This is a genomic window from Paraburkholderia aspalathi (genome assembly GCF_900116445.1).
Taxonomy (GTDB): Bacteria; Pseudomonadota; Gammaproteobacteria; order Burkholderiales; family Burkholderiaceae; genus Paraburkholderia; species Paraburkholderia aspalathi.
Genome location: NZ_FPBH01000004.1, coordinates 360,809 through 380,779, shown reverse-complemented (window position 1 = coordinate 380,779; position 19,971 = coordinate 360,809). Strand labels below are relative to the sequence as shown.

Genomic DNA, 19,971 nt, shown 5'->3' with positions numbered 1-19,971 from the left:
CCCGGTAGTACGTCCCCTTCGGGGCATTCGTCTTCGAGCTCAATGTTGCAAAGGCTTGAGCAGAATCCATTCCAGAAGCCTTGTGTTGGGAGTCTCGGGGTGCTTCTACCTTCGAAGACCTGTCCGGCCGGCTTCGGGGCTCCGATTGGAGTGCAGGACGGATGAATCTTGGCGGAAACGTTTCGCACAACAACGTTGGCCGTTGAACGAAATTTGATAGGAGAATACAGTGAGTCTTAGGGAAAACGTCGGCCATCACAACCTGGATCCCGGCAAAGCGAAACATCGCTCGCGTATATGGACGGATGTCGACCTTGGCGCTGAGGGGAAAGCGCAGGGTTACCTTTGGTTGCCCCTGGGGACTCACGATACCTCGGGGGAAGAAACCGGTCTCTACAGCTGTGAAGGCATTCCGGTAGTTTCCATCAAGAACGGCGAGGGCCCCCGCGTGCTGCTGATGGCTGGGAATCACGGCAATGAATATGAAGGCCAGGTTATGCTGATGAAGCTGATCCGTACCCTGCAGCCGGAAGACGTTCGAGGGCAGATAATTTTTTTGCCGGCTGCGAACACGCCGGCGGTCCGGGCCGGGCGGCGGACATCGCCTCTTGACGGTGGCAATCTGAACCGCCTCTTTCCGGGCGACCCGATGGGCGGCCCAACATCCATGATCGCCCATATGATCGAGTCCGAGATCTTGCCGGGGGTGGAATATGCGTTTGACTTTCATTCGGGGGGAGACAAAGGAGATTATCTTCCCTGTGCGGTGATTGCTCGTTCCGATGACCCGGCACGTTTCAGCCGCTCGCTCGAGTTGCTGAAGGTCTTTGGGATGCCGACCAGTATGATCATCGATCATTCGACCGGAGGCGATGGCGCGCTCATCGGCGCATGTCGGCGCACGGGTGTCTATCACCTGTCGACAGAGCTCGGTGGCGGTGGAGCCGTATCGGCACCCGCATTGCGAATGGCTGAGAAGGGCCTTGCCCGCCTGCTTGAACACACGGGCGTCCTGAGTCGCGCAATTGCAGTCGAGCCGCCACCGCCAACGCGGCTGATCCGTCGGGTGCCCGCCCGGGACTATGTCTATGTTCAAAGCGCAGAAGCCGGACTGTTTGAGCCCTATGTCGGGCTAGGCGACGAGGTACAGGCGAATCAGATCACAGGAATGATGCATTTTCCGACTGCTCCCTGGAAGGAGCCTGAGCCCGTGCTTGCGCCCGTCGACGGAATCGTATTATGCAGGCGGGTCCCGGCGCGGAGCGGCCTTGGCGATTGCGTATTTGTGCTCGGACGGGACTGGGCGCCTTCATCGCTATGAATCGCTGCGTGCTTCCGGCCCGGTACCGGGAGCAACGAACCAGTGCACAGTCGGGCGCCGTGAAACCGTCGGACTTTCTCTTCGGACGCTCACACGGTCGGTTGCGCTCAGGGTGCCGGGGCGGTGACAAGGAAAGTCAGTTCTGACGACCACATGTGCGAAACAAAACGGTTCCATGATTTTGTGGCTCAGAACAGCCGGGTTTACAAATGCGATCGGATTCGGGAATCGAGCGCCGGGAGGATTGGCGTTTGAACAGGGCACGTCTCATCGCAAGGAGTTTTTCGATGGCCATGGTGCACTGACCGGGCTGAGCTGTTTCACTGCGGTCCTGTACTGATGATTTCTTCAATGCAAAGTGACAAAGTAACACCCGAAGATGCAACCAGGCATAATCTCGGGCGGCTTACATCGGTCCTCACCGAGCAGCATGGAAGGGTACTGTTTCCTCTGGTTGCCGGGCTCGAGAGTGTCGATGTTTTCTCCGACATGCGGCTTTCCAGTCCACGGCGCCTCGCCGAGTTGGGGAGCGCATGGATGGCAAGGCGTTTGCGCACCGCGCCCATGCCCCCGTCGATTCTTCCGGTGGGTGGCACGCAAGCAGCGCTCCTGCTGCTGATTCCGCACCTGGTGGCGCGTGGAGGGAGAATTGCGGTTGAGGCGCTTACCCATTCGGTCGCACACAAATTGTTCGCTCACCTGGGGCTTTGCAATGTTGCAATATCAATGGACGACCGCGGTCTGGTCCCCGCGGCGCTCCATAACTTGTGCAAAAGTCGCGGCGTAGACGCCATCTATATCAATCCCTCGCTTCACAATCCGACAACATCAACCTTGAGCGTGGAGCGCCTGTCCGACATTGCGGAGATTGCGGCGAAGTTCGATGTTCAGGTAATCGAGGATGATGTGATGGGCGCACTCGCCGACGAACCACCAGCGACCCTGCGTAGCATGATCCCAGACCGACATTGGTATATTTCGGGCTTGGGCAAAGCTGTTGCACTTGGATTGCGCTGTTCCTTCGTGGTGGCTCCGGACGAAGGTAGATTGATAAGCCTGTTGGACGGACTTGATGGAGTAAATTTTTATAGTCCCACCATGTTTCACGGTTATGTGGCTGAGCGAGTACTCGCCGGACAACTCGCTGATCTGCTGACCCGCGCGACGCGCGAAGAACTAGCCATTCGTCATGAACTCGCTGCGGACGTCCTGTCCGGGGTTGACTATCGCGCTGATCGCTGTGGCCCACATCTCTGGCTACCCGCGAGCGCGGAGCAGGAAGCCCGGATTTTTCGGAGACTGGACGGCGCCGGGGTTCACGCTACTGGAAGCGCCAGCTTTTGCCTACGGGACGACGCCGACCATCCTCACGGAATCCGGCTCAGCCTGACGTCGACGCAAGACCGTGAAGCTCTCTCTCGCGCGCTCCTGGTATTTCGTTCGGCATTGGGATAGCACAGCAGGTCAGCGCCGAACTCTGAGCGACGTTGCCAATTTGCGGGCGGCCGGCACGTTGGTCAGTGCAAAAGGCCTGAAAATCTATCACTATATGGGTGAAGCGCTTTCGCAGACACTTACGCTTTTGCCTTTCGCGCGCTGCGCGCGCTCTCGCAAAGGGAACACGCCGACAGCGAAACCCTATCCACTTCGAAGCGGAAATGCCCTGTTGCGCGGCGCCGATATCGCCATCTCCCTCTTCACCTGCCGTGCTGAACGCGTACCTTGAGGCGGCATGACGGAAGCCCCTCAGCGATAGTGGGGAGGCAGCCAATGTTGCACCTTCACTCGACACGCGATACATCGGACCCGCGCATCAATGTTGGCGGGCCCGACCAGACTTTGTCAAGGCCACGGTTCTGCACGCAGACATGCGCTGTTGCTGGCCTGCAGCGCAAATGGGTAGCACCGCCGCGCGGCCGCACGCGTGGCCTGCATGCCAACGTGTCATTGCCATGCAGTGCTTTCCCATTCCTTGTCATTCACGTGCGAACCCGTTCTGCGCAACGATCATGATCATGGGTCTGGATTCTTGCGTGAGGCCTCGACTACGGTTGCCTCATCGCCTGTCATCGATTGTAAGCGTCGACGATGGCATTCAGGCCGCGTTCAAATTCCTGGCGATTCGGCGCCGCGCCGGTACCGAACCTGACAGCGTTCGGCGCGTCACCTTCGCCAAATAAATAGGTGTCGCTGGTGCTGATCTCTGCGCCGAGTTCACGCACGCTGGCTGCGAACCGGTCGCGATGCAGTTCCGGGGGCAGCGTCAGCCAGACATGTAGACCTTCAGGCAGTGCACCGATGCTGGCGCCCTGCAGTCGCTGTGAAACCATCGCTTGACGTGCGACGGTTTCGGCACGTACGGCATCGATAATTGCGTCCGCACCGCCGGTCGTAATCAGTTGCGAAACCGTCGCCACGTTGATCGGTCCACTCATCCAGTACGTGGCCCGCACGCCAGGCCAGAAACGCGATCGTGCAGCGTCCGGACTGGGTGCAACGATATAGGCGACCTTGAGTGCTGCGGCCATGGCTTTCGCGGTGCCGAGGATATACCAGGAGATTTCGGGAGCGTATGACGAGAGCGGGGGAGGCACATCGCGTGGCAGCAGGCTGTAAATGTCGTCTTCAATAATCGCTACGCCGTACTGGCGAGAGATTTCTGCAATCGTCTGCCGACGCGAGACGCTCATGATCGCTGTCGTCGGATTCTGCAGCGTGGGCATCGCATAATATGCCGACAATTTGCGGTTCCGGCATGTGGCCTCATAGGCGTCGGGCAAGATGCCTTCCTCGTCCATCGGGATCGCGCAAAGTTCGATGCCCAGCATCCCGGCAAACTGATGCATGGTTGGATAACTCAACGCTTCGATCGCGAGCGCTCCGCCACGCCCGACGAGGCCCGTCATCAACATTGTCAGTGCGCTTTGGGTGCCATTGCATACAATCATCCGGTCAGGGTCCGGCGAGTGGGGCAGCCGTCGGGCGACGAAGGCCGCTCCGGCGACGCGATCACGTTCCGAGCCGCGGAACTGGTGAGCGCCTATCAGGTCGTTCGGTGACTGCTCTTCCAGTACCGCAGCAATCGCCCCGCGGTACGCATCGTCAAACACGTGAGGGACTTTCGGTGGAAGATTGCCGCTCATGTTGAGTATGTGCGCGGGCCTGTCGGCAAACGCCGAGGCTACGTCGCTATTTTTGCTGCTCATAAACTAGGCTCCAGTGTTGGTCGGGGTAGTTGCATCTTGTCCCCGTCGTGGCAACGAGCGCGACGAGCGGGGCAGCAGCCTCATTTCAGATCTTCGAGTTCATGTATTCGTCTGCTCCACTTTGTCATGAGCCTGCCGCTTTCGAGCAAATGCATGCCGCGCGGATGGAGCGCGATGTCTCTATCGTAGGGCCGAACATGCCTCGGAAATCCGGTTCATGGCCTGGAAGAGCTCTGCGTCCGAGGCCGCATAGGAAACACGGAAGTGGCCGGGAAGTTCAAAAGCGGAACCGGGGACTACCGCGACGCCCGAACTACGCAGGATGTGCATCGCGAGGTCCGTGTCTGTTTCGATCAGAGCGCCAGATGGAGTTTGTCGTCCCAGCAGGCCATGACACCCTGGGAAAGCATAAAAAGCGCCGCGCGGAGAGTCGCAGGTCAAGCCATCCACGCTCTGCAGGGCAGCAACGACAGTGTCACGTCGCCGACGAAACGCCTGGACGAAACCGTGGAGGAAATCCGTCGGTCCGTCAAGTGCAGCAATTGAGGCGGCCTGGCTGATCGAACTGGTGTGCGAGGTTGCCTGCGATTGCACAAGATTCATCGCCTTGATCAGGGGAACAGGCCCGGCACCGAAGCCGACGCGCCAGCCCGTCATGGCGTACGCTTTCGATACACCGTTTATCGTAAGCGTTCTCGCTGCCAGATCCGGGACGACCGCCGCGGGTGTCGCGAACGGTGTGGTGTCGTAGCGGATCTTCTCATAGATGTCATCGGCCATCACCCATACATGAGGATGGCGCAACAACACCTCGCCGAGGGCCATTAACTCATTGTGAGTGTAGACCGCTCCGCTAGGATTCGATGGCGAATTCAGCATCAGCCATTTCGTTCTCGCCGTAATGGCATCTTCCAGCTGTTCGGGCGTGATTTTGAAACCGGTGCTCGCGCCACAACGTACGATTACGGGCCGACCGTCGGCAAGCAGAACCATCTCAGGATAGGAGACCCAGGCCGGCGTCGGTATGATTACCTCGTCACCTGGACCGATCGTTGCCTGTAATGCGTTGTAGAGGACCTGCTTGGCTCCGCATCCAACCTGAATCTGGCCGGGATCAAAACTCAAGCCGTTATCCCGTTCGAATTTCCGGGCGACCGCTTCGCGTAACGCAAGCGTGCCCGCCACGTCGGTATATCGCGACTCATTGCGATCGATGGCTGATTTCGCCGCTTCCCGCACATGTTGTGGCGTTGGAAAATCAGGCTCACCCTGGCTGAGAGCGATCACGTCACGCCCTTCGCGTTTGAGCTCATTGGCCAGGCGGGTCATTTCCTTGGTCGCAGATGGCTTGGCAGTTCGCACGCGCTGCGCCAAAAAATCAGGTTTCATAGTACTTGGTGTAGTCATCCTGTGACAGTTGTTCAGTATCGACCGGGGCCTGCGGCGACCGGTCATTCCAAAATCCGAGCAGGCACAGGGGTGCCTCCCATTTCATTTCGGGCGAGCGCCTTGAGGGAATGGAGCGGTTGTCCGACCGCCAAATCTCGCTTGCGGCCCGGTCTTCATTCGTCGCTCCGTCGAGCGGCTAGAAGCGGTGACGAATCCCAATCTCTACGCCCACCTGAGAATTCGTCGACGAACTGCTCAAGCCGACGAGATGCGCCGTGATACCGGACTTGCCAGTGCTACCTACGTGCTGGTATGCGGCTGCCGCGAACAGGTCGGTTCTCTTCGACAGCAGGTAGGCAGTCTGAACAGTGAGCTGCTGATATTTCGGGTGCTCACCATCCAGACGCGCGTCTGTGAAGGTGTATGCGGCTGACAGGGTCCAGTTCGCAGCGGGCTGATAGCGGCCATTGAACTCGTAGTTGGTGAAGCGTGCGCTCGGATTCGTCAGCTTCACGTTGCTCGAAGTGCCAGCGGCGTATGATCCGATTGCGGTAGCATTGCCCAGTTGCGTTTGAGAAAACAGAAGGCCCACGGTTGCTGCGCCAAATGTATAGTTGGCCCCAGCGCCCCAGGTGTCCTGGCGTGACGCATAGAAGGTGGAGTCGCCGGTTGCAACCGCGCCGTTGGGATTCGTTGCGGACCCGCCATTATTCAGATGCATATAAGTGGATGCGACTGTCAAACCGCCGGTCACATACGACGCGCTGAAGCTGTATACGCGGCTGTCGGCGAAGCTTCCGGCCGCATTCGAGAAGCCGTACATTCCACCGTACTGGAAACCGCCGTAGTTAGCGCTTTGGAACTTGACCGCATTATTGCTCTTGATTGAGCCGTTCAGGTCGTCGTTATCGTAGGGGTGCGCCGCCAGGCTACCGCCAGCGAACGTGCCCGTCAATGCCAACGGCGCCAGGTAATCGTTGGTGGTTTGATACTGCCGGCCCAACGTAAGCGTGCCCAGGCGAGCGTCCGATAGACCCACATAAGCTTTGCGGCCGAACAGGCGGCCATTTTGTCCCAGTTTGCCAGTGGAAAGGTCAAAGCCGCTTTCGAGAACAAAAACGGTGCTCAGGCCGTTACCCAGATCTTCCGTGCCCCGCAGTCCCCAGCGATTGCTGGTTGGCAGGCCACTGGCTTGCTGGATGTTGCTGTGGCCGCCAGCATTATTCGTATAGACGAAGCCACTGGCGAGGATCCCGTAAAGCGTGACTGAGCTTTGCGCATGTGAAACGCTGGAGCAGGCGATGAGGCCAAGTGACAGGCCACCATAGTGGAGAATCTTTTTTATCTCTTTCATAAATTTAGTAGTACTAGGTTAATGTTTTCGGCGATTTTCGATGGTTTTGTGGAGTACGGGGTCCAGTACTTAAAGCGAAATCAGATGGTGTACGTCCGGCGGCATCTTTCGGACTGACGGCCGAGCGTTAAGCTGCATGACGTCTTTTTGCGCATTGGCGCTATCTGATACGCTTTCACTCGTTCAACCGCTGGCGCGATCGCGACGCCGAATTCCCTTGGAGGTGAGGGGCGCGCGCCGCAGCGCCGGGCGAACACGACAGCTGCTGCACAGCCAGCGCTGCAGGAATCCACGAGACACCGGAATCCAGCGATGTGGGAGCTGTCATCGTTGATTTGCTGCCAGACCCTGCTGACGCGCCGCAACAGCGCGTCAGCAGGAAAGAAATCCCTGAAAGACCCACTCGAGGCGTCCCGTGTTGTAGCGGTCCCTGGAGCGAATGAACGCGGCGCTGCCTCATTTCACCGCCCCACCAGTCAGCCCATCGACGAACCACTTTTGTGCAGCCAGGAAAGCGACGATGAGCGGAAGGACAACAATGGTGGCCGCGGCCATCAGGGGGCCATAGTCGTTGCCCGCTTCCTCGTTTCTGAAGGCCATTATCCCGAGTGGCGGCGGCATAAGGTTCTCGTCGCGTACCGCGATCAGGGGCCAGAAAAGATCGTTCCAGTGACTGACCACCGAGAAAATCGAGAAGGCTATGATCGCTGGTAGGGCCATCGGCACCATGATCTTCCAGACGATGCTGAACTCGGACAGGCCATCCAGCCTTGCAGCATGCACGACATCGTCTGGAATGGACCGGAAGAACTGGCGGAAGAGGAAGATCCCGAAGGGCGAAACGACGTAAGGAAAGATGAGAGCTGCATAGCTGTTCAGCATGCCGAGTTTGTAGCCAAGAATGAACAGCGGCAATGCCAGCACCTGGTGCGGCAGAAGGAGGCCAATTAGTACCATCGCGAATAGGAGGTCACGGCCGCGAAAATGTAGTTTGGCGAGCGCGTAGGCAGCGGGCGCGCAAGTCGCGATCTGTAGTGCGAGAATGGTTGCGCAAACGATGATGCCGTTTAGCATGTAACGCGGCAGCGGCACACTGGTGAGTGCCTTTCTGTAGTTCTCAACCGCATACCAATGGTGCGGGAAAAGCGAGAAGTGCGCGCGGAAAATCTCCTCGGGCGGCTTGATGGAGAGGCTGACCATCCATATGAAAGGCACGAGGATCAGCGCACCGGTGAGAAGCAGCACGCCATGGCGTACGATTGCGGACGGCAAAGAAAGGCGGGTGGTTATCATTGGTAGTGAACCCTCTTGTCCATGACGCGTGCCTGGATCAGGGAGAGCGCCACCACAATAAGAAGGAAGACGACGGAAACCGCGGCACCGTAACCCGTGCGCAGATACTCGAAGCTTTCCCGGTAGAGCATGAAGAGCAGGGTGGACGACGCGTATCCCGGCCCCCCTTGTGTCAATATCTGCACGGTGTCGAAAGTCTCGAATGCGCGCAGTGCTACGATGATGACGACGAACATGGACACGGGCCCAAGCATCGGTAGCGTGACGGTGCGCAGACGATCGAGCCACCGGTCAGCACCATCAATGTCAGCGGCGTCGTAAAGATCCTGCGGAATTGATTTCAACCCCGCAAGAAATAGCACCATGGCGAAGCCGAGGTTCTGCCAGATGCCAATGATGGCGAGCACTGGCAGCACGGTGTTTTCGTCGCGGAGCCAGTTGGCGGTCGGCAGCCCAAGGCTGGACAGTGACTGATTGACTAAGCCTATCGTGGGATGGAGCAGCGCTTCCCAGGCGATTGCCATGGCGGCAAGCGTGGCCATGAAGGGGAGGAAGTGAACCGCCCGGTAAAAGGCCCGAAGGCTCTTGCCGCTTTCAATCAGCAGCGCGATGGCAAGCCCCAGGGTCACGGTGCCGGGCACTACTATCATTACGTAGATAGCTGTGTTGGCCAGCGAAGCGCGAAACTGATCGTCGGCAAAGATCTCGCGGAAGTTCGAAAGTCCCACGAAGGAGAGCGTGCCGGCGCCAAATTGCCAGTCAGTAAAGGCAATGATCAGTACGGCGAGAACTGGCAGGAAGCAGAGCACGATGAGGAGCAGCAGCGCAGGGCCGGCGAGGGTCCAGGCGACAAGCGCCTCGCCGGTGCAACGTCTGCGCACGGCACTCTGCGGCACATCACTTTTAACAGCGTCAGTCAGGGTTGTATCGGGCTGGTCGATGATGGTACCGGTCACTGGGCTGCCCCTCGAATCCGAGTTACGCTGGCGCCTGATGGCTGCGACGGCAACCGCAACCGCCGGCCGTCGCGTGTGAAAAGGAGCACCCGCTCAGGACACACGCCAAGATGGATGGTCTGGCCATTGGCAATGTGCGGCGCACGTTCGGCGAGCAACCGCGCGATGAGCGGGCGTTCCAGACCGCCTACGTCCACGTGCACAAAGAGGTCGGAGCCCATGTGCTCGATCATCCTCACGGCTCCGGTAAGCGTTCCGGTTCCGGCATGGTCGGCAACATGAAAGGCTTCGGGCCGTATCCCGAGAGTGAGCGCGGCGCCTGCAGGCGCATCGGTGTCGACGACAAGCGTGGAGCCCGCCACATCGATTTCGCCAGGTCCGCGAACCAGTCCGTCCAGCATATTGATTTTCGGGGAGCCGATGAATTCGGCCACGCGCCGGCTGTCGGGGTCGTTATAGATGACCTGGGGAGGGGCGACCTGCAGGAGTTCGCCATCGAGCATTACGGCGACGCGGTCCGACAGCGTCATCGCTTCGGCCTGGTCATGCGTGACGTAGACGAAGGTGGTTCCGAGACGCTGGTGCAGTTCATGGATTTCGGTACGCATCTGCACGCGCATCTCGGCGTCGAGATTGGAAAGCGGTTCGTCCATCAGGAAGATGGCCGGATGGCGCACCATCGCGCGGCCAACGGCGACGCGCTGGCGCTGACCGCCGGAGAGCTGGCCGGGCTTCCGAGCGAGCAGATGGCCGATGCTGAGCGCTTTGGCTGTGCGAGTCACCTCACGCTCGATGTCGGCGCATCCTGCAGCGGTCCCAGGCAGAATGCGCCCGACAAGCGGCAACCGCTGCCAGCTCGAGAGCTGGCGCATGCGCAGCGGCAGCGCCATATTTGCGGCGACGGTCAAGTGGGGATAGAGCGCATACGACTGGAACACCATGGCGACGTCGCGCCGTTTGGGCCGCAGGCCGTCGACCACGCGGCCGCCGATCGACATCGACCCGCTGTCCTGGACCTCGAGTCCGGCGAGAATTCTCAGCAACGTGGACTTGCCGCAGCCAGAGGGGCCGAGCAGGGTGAGGAATTCTCCTTTTCCTACTTCAAGGGAAACGTCACGCAACACGGGCGTCGCGCCGTACCGTTTGGAGATTCCCGCCATTGAAACTGCAGCCATCGTTTTTCCTCTTGAAGGGAGAGCGACCGGGCAGACGGCGGCCGCAATTCCGGCCCGTGGGTAACGCCCCACCCGGATAAGTTGCTCTCTTGATTACCGCACTGATTTTCGGCGCAGTCGGCGACAACGGGATGACGTTCATCGAAAAATTCGATACTATTGCGGCGAATTGCGATGATCCGCCACCTGCGTCGGCCCGCCGCCGGCGTTGTGCCGCGCCGTAGCCGGCTTGCGGCAACGCGCCCGCCTCGATGCACAAGAAACTTTGAAGCGATGGGAGCACGATATTGGGCCGGCTTGGGGTGCCCAGCTTCGAAAGTGCCTTGGTCAGGAAGACGATCTACTCCACTGTCCCGCTCTCTGGCCATCCCCAGGCGGAGGCAGACATGAAGACGACGAAGTCCAAAAGCGCCAGCAGCGGCGCATCGATTACGGTAGTACATCCTCATGCTGCGGCCATCGACATCGGCGCGAAGTCTCATGTGGTCGCAGTTGGACCGGAATGGGATCCGGAACCGGTCCGGTCATTTGGCAGCTTTACGCAGGAGCTTCACCAACTCGCGCAGTGGCAGTCGACCGGTGCTTACTGGATTCCCGCTTTCGAAGTGTTGGAAGCGTACGGCTTCGAGATGGTGCTGTTCAATGCCCGGCATGTGCGGAACGTGCCCGGCCGCAAGACTGACGCCAGCGGACGCCCAGTGGCTGCAGAGGCTAAAGCGTACGGCCTGCTGCGGGCCAGCTTCCGTCCCCGGCATGTTATTGCGACGTTACGCTCCTATCTGCGTCAACGCGAACGGCATTCTCGAGTATGCCGCAGCACATATCCGGCACATGCAGAAAGCGTTGTTGCAGATGAACCTGCAACTGCATCATGTCGTGCAGGACGTCACTGGCGCTACCGGCATAAAGATCATCCGCTCAATCATTGCCGGCGAACGCAATCCGGACGAACTGGCCCAACATGGTGACGTCCGCTGCAAGGCATAGATCGAAACGATTCGCGATGCACTGGTCGGTAATTACCACGACGAACATGTGTTCGAACTAACACAGGCGCTTGCACTCTATAATTTTTATCAAACGCAGGTGAGGCAGTGCGGCGAACGTATTGAACTCGTGCTCCGACGACTACATGCAAATGCGACGCCGGCGAGCACTCCGTTGCCTGCCCCGCGTCGCCGGAACAGACAGTCAAACGGCTTCTCGTTCGATGTACGCGTGGATCTCTACAGAATGCTCGGTGCGTCTGCATGACTGCTAGATTGGCCTGCATCGCGAGCGCGACATCGGACGCAAAACCGAATCCGGGAACCAGCGTCTCATCCCAGACGCTTGACCCGTTCACCCTGCAACTATCCACCCGTCTGGCGTGAGAACAGGTTCTCTATCGCAAGGATCTGGGCCGTGCGGAACCGCACCAGTTGCATCCTCTTGCGCGAAAGATCCGCACCGGCCGTTGCTTTGCCGGGCAAATATAGCCTTTCGCCAAAACTCCCAGACGCAGCAGTTGCGCGAGATGGGCGGCATCGGTGAAGTCCACACTGTAATTCGGTCCCTCGTACTGCCTGATCGCCGCGGGGTTCGCCAGATGTACCCGATAGCCTTCCTTCATTCGAGTGCAGGCCGATTCCACGAAACTGTTCATGCCGGCCCTACCTGTGCGTCAAGTCGGTGGGTTTGCACCTGGCTCCACGCCAGCCGTTCTACCGGAACGGGGGCAGGTCCGCTATATGACTATCAGCGCCGGGTGCTCGAAACGCCTCCAGTCACGCTATCAGAAAAATGAAAAGCGATCCCTATTACATCGTCACCCGGATCTTGGCCTCTTAATCAAGCGCAACGGTGAGGCGCCGTGCTGCTGCCTGACTTATCGATTGTTCTGGTAATCCGTCGCGATCGTGTTTTTGCGTTTGCGGACCTCTGCTACGATCTCGTTGTAGAAATCAACTGCAATCGGATCAAAGTCAGAGTTGGGATGAGGCTCGGCGATAAAGTTGTGAAACTTGTCGACTCCGCGGACCAGGGTAGCACTGTCCTTGAAACCGGATGTCTGGCGCACATGCGCGGCGACGTATCTGATCGTGATTCCCAGACGCCGGGTTTCGGAGAAATTGGGCTCCGAGCCGTGAACGAGCATGACGTGATGCAGAGAGAACTGCCCCGGCTGAAGTTCAAGATCCACGGCCTGCGCTTCATTGACCTCAACCTGGACGTCTTGCCCTCTGCTCAACAGGTTATTTTTATTTTCAGTGTCCATGTGCGGCAATTGACCTCGGTGATGGCTGCCCGGAATCACTCTCATGCATCCGTTTTCACGGTTACTGGGCGTCAACGCAACCCACGCTGTAACAACGCTCGGTTCGGAAAGACCCCAATAGGTTCCATCCTGGTGCCATGAAACAAAGCCCAGATCGGCGGCCTTTTTATCGAAGTGACCGGTAGCCCATACCATGACGTCTGGCCCAAGCACATCCTCGACTGCGTCGAGAATCGTCGGATTCCTCATAAGCTCATTGAGCCACAGCATGAGCAGATGCGGTTTTACCTTCGATCGTGCCCAAAGGTTGGGCTCCCTGTTTTCGAGGTCTTCCATACGGGCAAGAATTTCGGCGGCTTCTTCGACAGAAAGGGCGTCAATTGGGCAAACGAATCCTTCGGTACGATACTGCTCGACCTGGACATCACTCAACACTTTTGGCATTTGTCATTCCCTTGGCGGTATTAAAGGATTTGGTCTCGAAGAACTGCACTCGCGACATTTGTCGCGGTGCAGCGTTGTAAATTGGCCGCTTCGCCGCGCATGCACGAGCCGCCAGAGATTATTCACTGGCACCAAACGATGCGATTCTGGTGACAACGTGGCGACCTGCCGGATCAGAATTTGTTGAACATTCCGATGTTGACCATGACCTGATTACCAGATCCTGATGAGAGTCCATTGGCCGCGTCTCCGATCGATGCAGTGGCGGCGACCACGTTGCCGTAGGCATCCAGCGTGGAGCCTGACGCGTGTTGATAGCCGCCGTAAACATAGAAGCCAGTCCGCTTGCTGACGTTGTACCATGCCGCGAGGCCCGCGTTCTGATAGCGGGGCCGGGAGGCGCCATCCGCCACGCTTTGCCCGATGGTGTAGGTCGCGCTGCCACCGAACGTTAGTGCAGGGCTAACTACATAGCGGGCACCGACGCCAGCCGAGTTGTAGCTGACCGATCGCTTGAACGATGAATACACGGAGGGCTGGTATCCCGTGTAGCCATAGTTCACAGCGAGAGTGACAGCGCCGATTGTATAGTTTGCAGCAGCGGTCGCGATTTGCACGCGGCGCGCCCCGGCGTAACCCGCCGTCACGGACGAGCCGAAGTTGCCGTCCGCAGAGCCTGACCACGCATTGGTCGTGGCGCCACTATTGTCCAGACGCAAATATGCGATGCCGGCGGCAATTGGGCCCTGCACGTAATTTACGCCTGCACTCAACGTACTGTTGGTGTTCAGTGAGCCAGGCGCTCCACCGATACCGTATAGCAGTTCACCGCTGAAACCACCATAGAGAGGAGTGCGGTACTTGACGGAGTTGTTGACGCGAATGCTGTTATCGAAGTTTGATACGTCGCCTGCATAAGTACCGATGCCCCCCACAAAAGCGGGGCCATACGCTTCAACGAGATCAGTGATTGCTTCATATTGCCGACCGAAGGTCAGCGAGCCGTAGCTTGTGCTCGACAGGCCGAAAAATGCCTGCCGGTTGAACTGGATTCCTGTGGACTTGAGCGCGCCGGTGCCGATGTTGAACCCGTTTTCCAGTCGGAAAACAGCCGAGAGGGCGCCGCCGAGATCCTCCTTTCCGGTCAGGCCCCACCGGTTCCCGTAGTCCCCCCCGCTGTTAAACGCGAAACGCGAGCTGTTAAGGTACCGAACTGGCCGTCCCGCAGCGCCTGCCGCCGTCGCCACACCGACATTGTTGATGTAGGACACACCTGCATCGACGATCCCATACAAGGTGACGCTGCTTTGCGCTTTTGCCACCGGTATGCCGGCAACCAGTGTCCCTGCGACTAACCAGTACCCACTCTTAATCCTCACTTCGTTCTCCCAATTCACCCGATCGATATGATAAGGAATCCTAGTTAAAAAAAACTAGACTGAATTAATGCAACGTCCCGCACGCTTAAGAACTGACCAACTACCAAATTGAGAAAGAGACCGGATCAAAATTCAGCCCGCGACCAGGATCTCCAGCGTCCCGAAGAGCGTACTGCTCTTGTCGTATTTCTAAACGGTCTTTTGCGGGCATCTCATGTGGACCCGGATGCATGGCACTCTGTCCCTCGCCTTAGCGTCGATCACTGGTAGGGATTTTGTGGTTGCTGTGCGGCAGAGACATGACGTCTATCGCAAAATGCGATAACGGCTGCGCAAACAGCGATGATCGCCTGCGTTTAATTTCAACGGATACGGAAGGAGCACGTGTGTCGGAAGAAGAAGTGTCGCTCAACGCGGAATGCCCATTCATGTGACGTTGATCGGGACTGCACGAGGTTCATCGCCTTGATAAGCGCAAGGGGCTGGCACCGGTGCCCCGCCCGCCAGCCTGTCATCGCGTAGGCCCTCGATACGCCATTGATGGTGAGCGTGCGTGGGGCCAGTTCGCGAGCCACGGCGGCGGGGGTGGCGAACGGCGTGTCGGCATAGAGGTTTTTTTCGTAGATGTCATCGGCCATCAGCATACGTGACGGGGGCGCAGTAATGCTTTGGCCAAGGCGGTCGGTTCGTCGCAACTGAAGGCAGCACCGCTCGGATTGGTCGGTGAATTCAGTGTCAACCACTTCGTTCGTGGCCTGGCGGCTTTTTCCAGCTCGCCCGCCGTGATCTTGAAGCCGGTGACTGCCCTGCAACGCACGATGACGATGACGGGCTCACCGCCTGCTAGCTCCAGAACCATCCTGGGGTACGAGACCCGCGCGGGCGTTGTTATGACGACCTTGGCGCCCGATTGGCCGTCACCTGGAGCGCGTTGCACAACAACTGCTTCGCTCGCGACCAACCTGAATCTGGTCTGGGTGATAGCTCAGACCGTTATCGCGTTCAAATTTGCGCATGACCGCTTCGCGAAGAGCAAGCGTGTCTGCAACGTCGGTGTAGCGAAATTGGTTGTGCTCGATAGCGGATTTGGCCGCTTCGCGGATATGTTGGGGAGCCGGGAATTCAGGCTCGCCCTGGCTGAGCGCAATGATGCCTCGACCCCCCAGTTTCACCTGGTTGGTCGGGCGCGTCATTGCGTTTCGTTGCAGAAAGCTTGGCATCCAGTACGCGTTGTGCCACAAATGGCGACTCGCCAGAGGTAGGACTGTTCATTTAACGATATCTGTCTTGGAGCGAAAATCTGTCCGTTTGATAGGTGAGATAAACCGCATGAGAAGTGGTACTAACAGGATGGAGCAGGCGCGCAGCATGCGGTTTTCTCCCCATCCCGCGCCTTTCAGCGCAGAAGGTCGGACGCGTGACCGGTCATACCATGGCGTCCAGTCTGTCGCGAAGCCAGTCTTCGACGACCGAGATGGCAGGCGCAGTAAGCAAAATGACCAAAGAAGGGGACAGCAGGGTCCACAGTGCACGTGTGATGTAGTCGCGGCCATAACCCTGAGCGCCATGGTGCGTTCCTAGCGTACGATCGGGCCGGCCGGCGTGAGGGTGAGCAGCTCAGCGCCGCCATCACCCAGGAGAACCGTGTTGGAAACGAAGTCGTCTCCGCGCCCGGTTCCCATCAGCCATGAGAGGATGTGAAAGCTCATCCCAGTCTCGATGACGATCTCGGAGTCGGGTCTGAGCCCGATCACCGAATTGCCGCCGGTCCATGACGGAGGCTGACCGACGCCGATTAGATAGCCGCATTGCTGCCGATAGTAATTAGACAGGCCCGCATCGTCGACGACAGCTCGCCAGGCGGCAAAAACCTCGCGTGCTATCGCACCGGGACGTAGCGCCTTGACAACAGCATCGAACGCCTTGGCGCTCAGCTCCGCCATCGCAAGGTCTTCGTCCTTGATGTGGCCAATGTGAACGAGCCGACCGAGCGGCGCGTGGTAGCGCGAGACGCAGCCGGATAGCTCGATGAACACGGATTCACCTTTCCGATAAACGCCATCGCCCCAGGTCGTATGCACTTCGCGCAGACGCGCGCCTGGACGGATGAAAGGTCCAAAGCCCGGAACATGCCCTCCGGCGCGTATCATCACTGACATGCACTCGGCAGCGACGTCCTGCTCGGAGGCACCGTCCGAGATCGCCGCAATCGCGGCGCCAGCAGCGGCGTCCGTCACCTTGGCGGCCCGACGCATCAGGGCTTGCTCCTCGGCACTTTTCACTCGCCGCATCTTGTCGACCAGACCGGAAACGTCGCTCCATTTGGCGTCGGTCTGCGACTGAAGCGCTAGCGCAAGCCCATGGCTGATACCAGCCGTCCAGTATTCAAGGCCGATCCGCTTACTGGCCAACCCGAGATCGGTCAGCACCCGCGCCGCAACGTCACCCGCCGTTTCGCTATCTGAGTGGCTGCGGAACTCCGCTGCCTTCACCCGGTTCTCGATCGTCGATCTCTCATTGGCACGGGTGACCAGAACAGGCAGGCCTTCGTGCGCGACGACAAGCAAATGTGGAGTAAAGTATCCCCAGTGGTCTAGGCCAGTGAGATAAAAGACGTTCTCGGGAGAAGCGAAGACCCCCGCGTCTAGATTGCGCTCCGCAAGCAAGGTGCGGAGCCTGGCAAGGCGCCCGGCTATTTCAGCTTCGGAAAAGGGATTGCGGTCCATCATGTATCCTCGTTCTAATGCGACTTCATTAACTTGCGATCCAGGGTTCAGATAGAGTCTCCCGGAAGCGGATCAGTGCCGTAACGCGGGATACGTTCCAATGCGCATGACCAAAAGAATTGCCGAAGAATGCGACATTCATTTTCTTCGCACCAAAAGCGGCCTGCAGTGCCTCGACGACCATTACCATTTCTTCCAGATATTTCGTGCGGATATCGACAGGCAGACCATGAAGTTCGCGTGCCTTCTCCTTCGCGGAAAAGAAGCAATAGCCCTTGAAGTGTTGCCGTTTCGGCTGAACGTAACGATGCTCGCCTCAAGTTCGGCAACAAAATGGCTCTCGACCGCATTGTCGATTGATCGCAGGATTTCCTGCCGCGAGTAGATTTCATCGACCATTGCACCTTTCTTTCTCCAGGCAGGTTTTGCTGGCGGTTCTCGAACATCGAGAGACGAAAACCGCCGATCGTGGAGATCAGGGTCTTGGCAGGAGATTCGTGACCTCGCGGACCATCCCGGGCAGGGCTTCTTCAGGTGTCTGCTTCAATGTCACCACACGTTGCAGGTAATCACGGATGACGATCATGATCTGCGCGGCATTCGGACCGGGATAGGGGTTTTGAACCTTGACGCGTGGCAGCTCGCGGATTGCGGCAAGCATGGCCGGTCTTTTTTTGTAGTAGGCGCCAAGATACGCGGAATCCCGCACGGCAACAGCGTTGACCGGTACGAAGCCGGTGGTTTTGACGATCAACGTTTGCGCCTCTGGCCCGGAAGCAAACTTCAGGAATTTCCAGGCAGCGGCGATCCTTGCCGGATCCTTCGTCGTGATGGCCATTCCGCCGCCGCCTTGCGCCAACCTTCCATCGGCAGCCGATTGCGGGAATACTCCCGTACGGATATCCATAGTCGGTCCCGCGTTGGCCATCAGCGACTGCAATCTGGATGTTGAGTCGAAATAGATGGCGATTTTCCCGGATGCGAATGCCTGGCGCGCTTGCTCAGGGGTCATGTCGACCATGCCGGTTTCACCGAACCGTCGCAGCAGTGCCAGCGCGTCTCGTCCAGCCCGCGAGTCGAAGCCGATCTTGCCGTCTTTGGTGAAAACATCGCCGCCATAACTGGAAACAAGGCTATTGAACGACCAGTTGTCCGTGTCGTAGTACTGGAAAAACAAAGGCATCACGCCGAGTTCTGCCTTCTGTAGCTTGGCCGCGATCGAAAGGAGTTCGTCCCACGACAGATCGAGGTTCTCCAGGTCGGGACGAATCTTCCTGATCAGACTCATGTTATAGAAAACGATGCTGGAAGAGACGGACTGCGGTACCGCCACCACGCGACCTTTCACAGTGGTTGTGCCAAGCGAACTCTGCGTAATGCCGACATTCTTCCAATCAGGATCGTTCGATAGGAGATCGTCCAAAGGCGTCAGGATACCCCGTTCTGCGAGGATAGGCATGTCGGTGTAGCAGACCGAGGAAACCATATCCGGCAGTGCGCCCGTCACCGAGTACCGAAGCAATTGCTGAAGAAGCGCGGGGCAGTCAGTGGCATTGCCTTCCAGTTTGATCTTTATGCCTGGATTATCTTTCATGAATTGCTCTGCAATCGGTTCCAGAAAGAGAGTGTCACGACTGGGGAAAGCATAGGCCAGGTGAAGGGTGATCGGCTCGGCATGCAACCAGGGCGCAAACGCCATCAGCCAGATGGCGCTAATAACCGACAATAGTATTCGTTTCATCTGAGGGTTCCTTGTCCGGTGGCGTTGAAGCTTAGCCCTGCCGGATCGCGTGGCTTTTATCGAAGTGACCGGCGCGGCATGGCGACGCGCTGGCGTTGACCGCCGGAGAGCTGGCCGGGCTTCCGAGCGAGCAGATGGCCGATGCTGAGCGCTTTGGCTGTGCGAGTCACCTCACGCTCGATGTCGGCGCATCCTGCAGCGGTCCCAGGCAGAATGCGCCCGACAAGCGGCAACCGCTGCCAGCTCGAGAGCTGGCGCATGCGCAGCGGCAGCGCCATATTTGCGGCGACGGTCAAGTGGGGATAGAGCGCATACGACTGGAACACCATGGCGACGTCGCGCCGTTTGGGCCGCAGGCCGTCGACCACGCGGCCGCCGATCGACATCGACCCGCTGTCCTGGACCTCGAGTCCGGCGAGAATTCTCAGCAACGTGGACTTGCCGCAGCCAGAGGGGCCGAGCAGGGTGAGGAATTCTCCTTTTCCTACTTCAAGGGAAACGTCACGCAACACGGGCGTCGCGCCGTACCGTTTGGAGATTCCCGCCATTGAAACTGCAGCCATCGTTTTTCCTCTTGAAGGGAGAGCGACCGGGCAGACGGCGGCCGCAATTCCGGCCCGTGGGTAACGCCCCACCCGGATAAGTTGCTCTCTTGATTACCGCACTGATTTTCGGCGCAGTCGGCGACAACGGGATGACGTTCATCGAAAAATTCGATACTATTGCGGCG

18 protein-coding genes are annotated in these 19,971 nt (G+C 58.5%); 4 read left to right on the top strand and 14 right to left on the bottom strand.

Going from position 1 to position 19,971, the window contains the following annotated elements:
* Positions 1 to 229: 229 nt before the first annotated feature.
* Together BM438_RS09170 and BM438_RS09165 are read left to right on the top strand one after the other, a co-directional pair.
* Positions 230 to 1,321 (top strand): succinylglutamate desuccinylase/aspartoacylase family protein, encoded by a 1,092-nt coding sequence (locus BM438_RS09170; RefSeq protein WP_208620637.1) that lies wholly within the window; start codon positions 230 to 232, stop codon positions 1,319 to 1,321.
* Positions 1,322 to 1,672: 351 nt separating this feature from the next.
* The gene (locus BM438_RS09165) at positions 1,673 to 2,776 is read left to right on the top strand and encodes an aminotransferase class I/II-fold pyridoxal phosphate-dependent enzyme (RefSeq protein WP_093633939.1); all 1,104 of its coding nucleotides are present in this window, start codon (positions 1,673 to 1,675) and stop codon (positions 2,774 to 2,776) included.
* A gap of 611 nt (positions 2,777 to 3,387) precedes the next feature.
* Here the strand turns inward: BM438_RS09165 and BM438_RS09160 are convergent.
* The 6 genes from BM438_RS09160 to BM438_RS09135 all read right to left on the bottom strand — a co-directional run bounded on the left by BM438_RS09160 (position 3,388) and on the right by BM438_RS09135 (position 10,694).
* A complete protein-coding gene (locus tag BM438_RS09160) occupies positions 3,388 to 4,464 on the bottom strand; it encodes an aminotransferase-like domain-containing protein (RefSeq protein WP_208620636.1) in 1,077 nt (358 codons plus the stop codon).
* A 243-nt stretch (positions 4,465 to 4,707) separates the two neighbouring features.
* Positions 4,708 to 5,916, bottom strand: a complete 1,209-nt coding sequence (locus BM438_RS09155; protein ID WP_167378350.1) for a pyridoxal phosphate-dependent aminotransferase — start codon at positions 5,914 to 5,916, stop codon at positions 4,708 to 4,710.
* A 196-nt stretch (positions 5,917 to 6,112) separates the two neighbouring features.
* Positions 6,113 to 7,261, bottom strand: coding sequence for a porin (locus BM438_RS09150; RefSeq protein WP_093634075.1), 1,149 nt, complete (start codon positions 7,259 to 7,261; stop codon positions 6,113 to 6,115).
* Between the two features lie 465 nt (positions 7,262 to 7,726).
* Positions 7,727 to 8,563: a carbohydrate ABC transporter permease gene (locus tag BM438_RS09145; protein WP_093633936.1), complete on the bottom strand. Its 837-nt coding sequence runs from the start codon at positions 8,561 to 8,563 to the stop codon at positions 7,727 to 7,729.
* Positions 8,560 to 9,519, bottom strand: a complete 960-nt coding sequence (locus BM438_RS09140; protein ID WP_208620635.1) for a carbohydrate ABC transporter permease — start codon at positions 9,517 to 9,519, stop codon at positions 8,560 to 8,562. Before BM438_RS09140 ends, BM438_RS09145 begins: the two co-directional genes overlap by 4 nt.
* Positions 9,516 to 10,694, bottom strand: coding sequence for an ABC transporter ATP-binding protein (locus BM438_RS09135; protein WP_093633935.1), 1,179 nt, complete (start codon positions 10,692 to 10,694; stop codon positions 9,516 to 9,518). The genes BM438_RS09140 and BM438_RS09135 overlap by 4 nt, the downstream gene beginning before the upstream one ends.
* A 386-nt stretch (positions 10,695 to 11,080) precedes the next feature.
* Here BM438_RS09135 and BM438_RS09130 point away from each other — a divergent pair, with 386 nt between their 5' ends.
* Entirely contained in the window at positions 11,081 to 11,662 is a 582-nt protein-coding gene (locus BM438_RS09130; protein WP_208620634.1) for a transposase, read from the top strand.
* 899 nt (positions 11,663 to 12,561) lie between these two features.
* On the opposite strand, the gene BM438_RS09120 is transcribed toward BM438_RS09130, so the two are convergent.
* From BM438_RS09120 to BM438_RS09100, 6 genes are all read right to left on the bottom strand, one after another.
* Positions 12,562 to 13,395 carry a phytanoyl-CoA dioxygenase family protein gene (locus tag BM438_RS09120; RefSeq protein ID WP_093633934.1) on the bottom strand — a complete coding sequence of 278 codons (834 nt, stop codon included), beginning with the start codon at positions 13,393 to 13,395 and terminating at the stop codon, positions 12,562 to 12,564.
* A gap of 173 nt (positions 13,396 to 13,568) precedes the next feature.
* Positions 13,569 to 14,717, bottom strand: a complete 1,149-nt coding sequence (locus tag BM438_RS09115; RefSeq protein ID WP_244179308.1) for a porin — start codon at positions 14,715 to 14,717, stop codon at positions 13,569 to 13,571.
* Positions 14,718 to 15,136: 419 nt separating this feature from the next.
* Complete coding sequence (locus BM438_RS46695; protein ID WP_279630540.1) at positions 15,137 to 15,412, bottom strand: aminotransferase class I/II-fold pyridoxal phosphate-dependent enzyme; 276 nt, start codon at positions 15,410 to 15,412, stop codon at positions 15,137 to 15,139.
* A complete protein-coding gene (locus BM438_RS46690; protein WP_279630545.1) occupies positions 15,412 to 15,633 on the bottom strand; it encodes an aminotransferase class I/II-fold pyridoxal phosphate-dependent enzyme in 222 nt (73 codons plus the stop codon). Before BM438_RS46690 ends, BM438_RS46695 begins: the two co-directional genes overlap by 1 nt.
* Before the next feature lie 58 nt (positions 15,634 to 15,691).
* On the bottom strand, positions 15,692 to 15,967 hold the full coding sequence (locus BM438_RS46150; RefSeq protein ID WP_244179307.1) for an aminotransferase class I/II-fold pyridoxal phosphate-dependent enzyme: 276 nt from the start codon (positions 15,965 to 15,967) through the stop codon (positions 15,692 to 15,694).
* Positions 15,968 to 16,351: 384 nt separating this feature from the next.
* Positions 16,352 to 17,503, bottom strand: coding sequence for a M24 family metallopeptidase (locus BM438_RS09100; RefSeq protein WP_208620633.1), 1,152 nt, complete (start codon positions 17,501 to 17,503; stop codon positions 16,352 to 16,354).
* Positions 17,504 to 17,600: 97 nt separating this feature from the next.
* Here BM438_RS09100 and BM438_RS09095 point away from each other — a divergent pair, with 97 nt between their 5' ends.
* A complete protein-coding gene (locus BM438_RS09095) occupies positions 17,601 to 17,885 on the top strand; it encodes a hypothetical protein (RefSeq protein WP_093633931.1) in 285 nt (94 codons plus the stop codon).
* Positions 17,886 to 17,975: 90 nt separating this feature from the next.
* Here BM438_RS09095 and BM438_RS09090 read toward each other — a convergent pair whose 3' ends face one another.
* Positions 17,976 to 19,241, bottom strand: coding sequence for an extracellular solute-binding protein (locus BM438_RS09090; RefSeq protein WP_093633930.1), 1,266 nt, complete (start codon positions 19,239 to 19,241; stop codon positions 17,976 to 17,978).
* 56 nt (positions 19,242 to 19,297) lie between these two features.
* The gene (locus BM438_RS09085; RefSeq protein WP_093633929.1) at positions 19,298 to 19,804 is read right to left on the bottom strand and encodes an ABC transporter ATP-binding protein; all 507 of its coding nucleotides are present in this window, start codon (positions 19,802 to 19,804) and stop codon (positions 19,298 to 19,300) included.
* Positions 19,805 to 19,971: the final 167 nt, after the last annotated feature.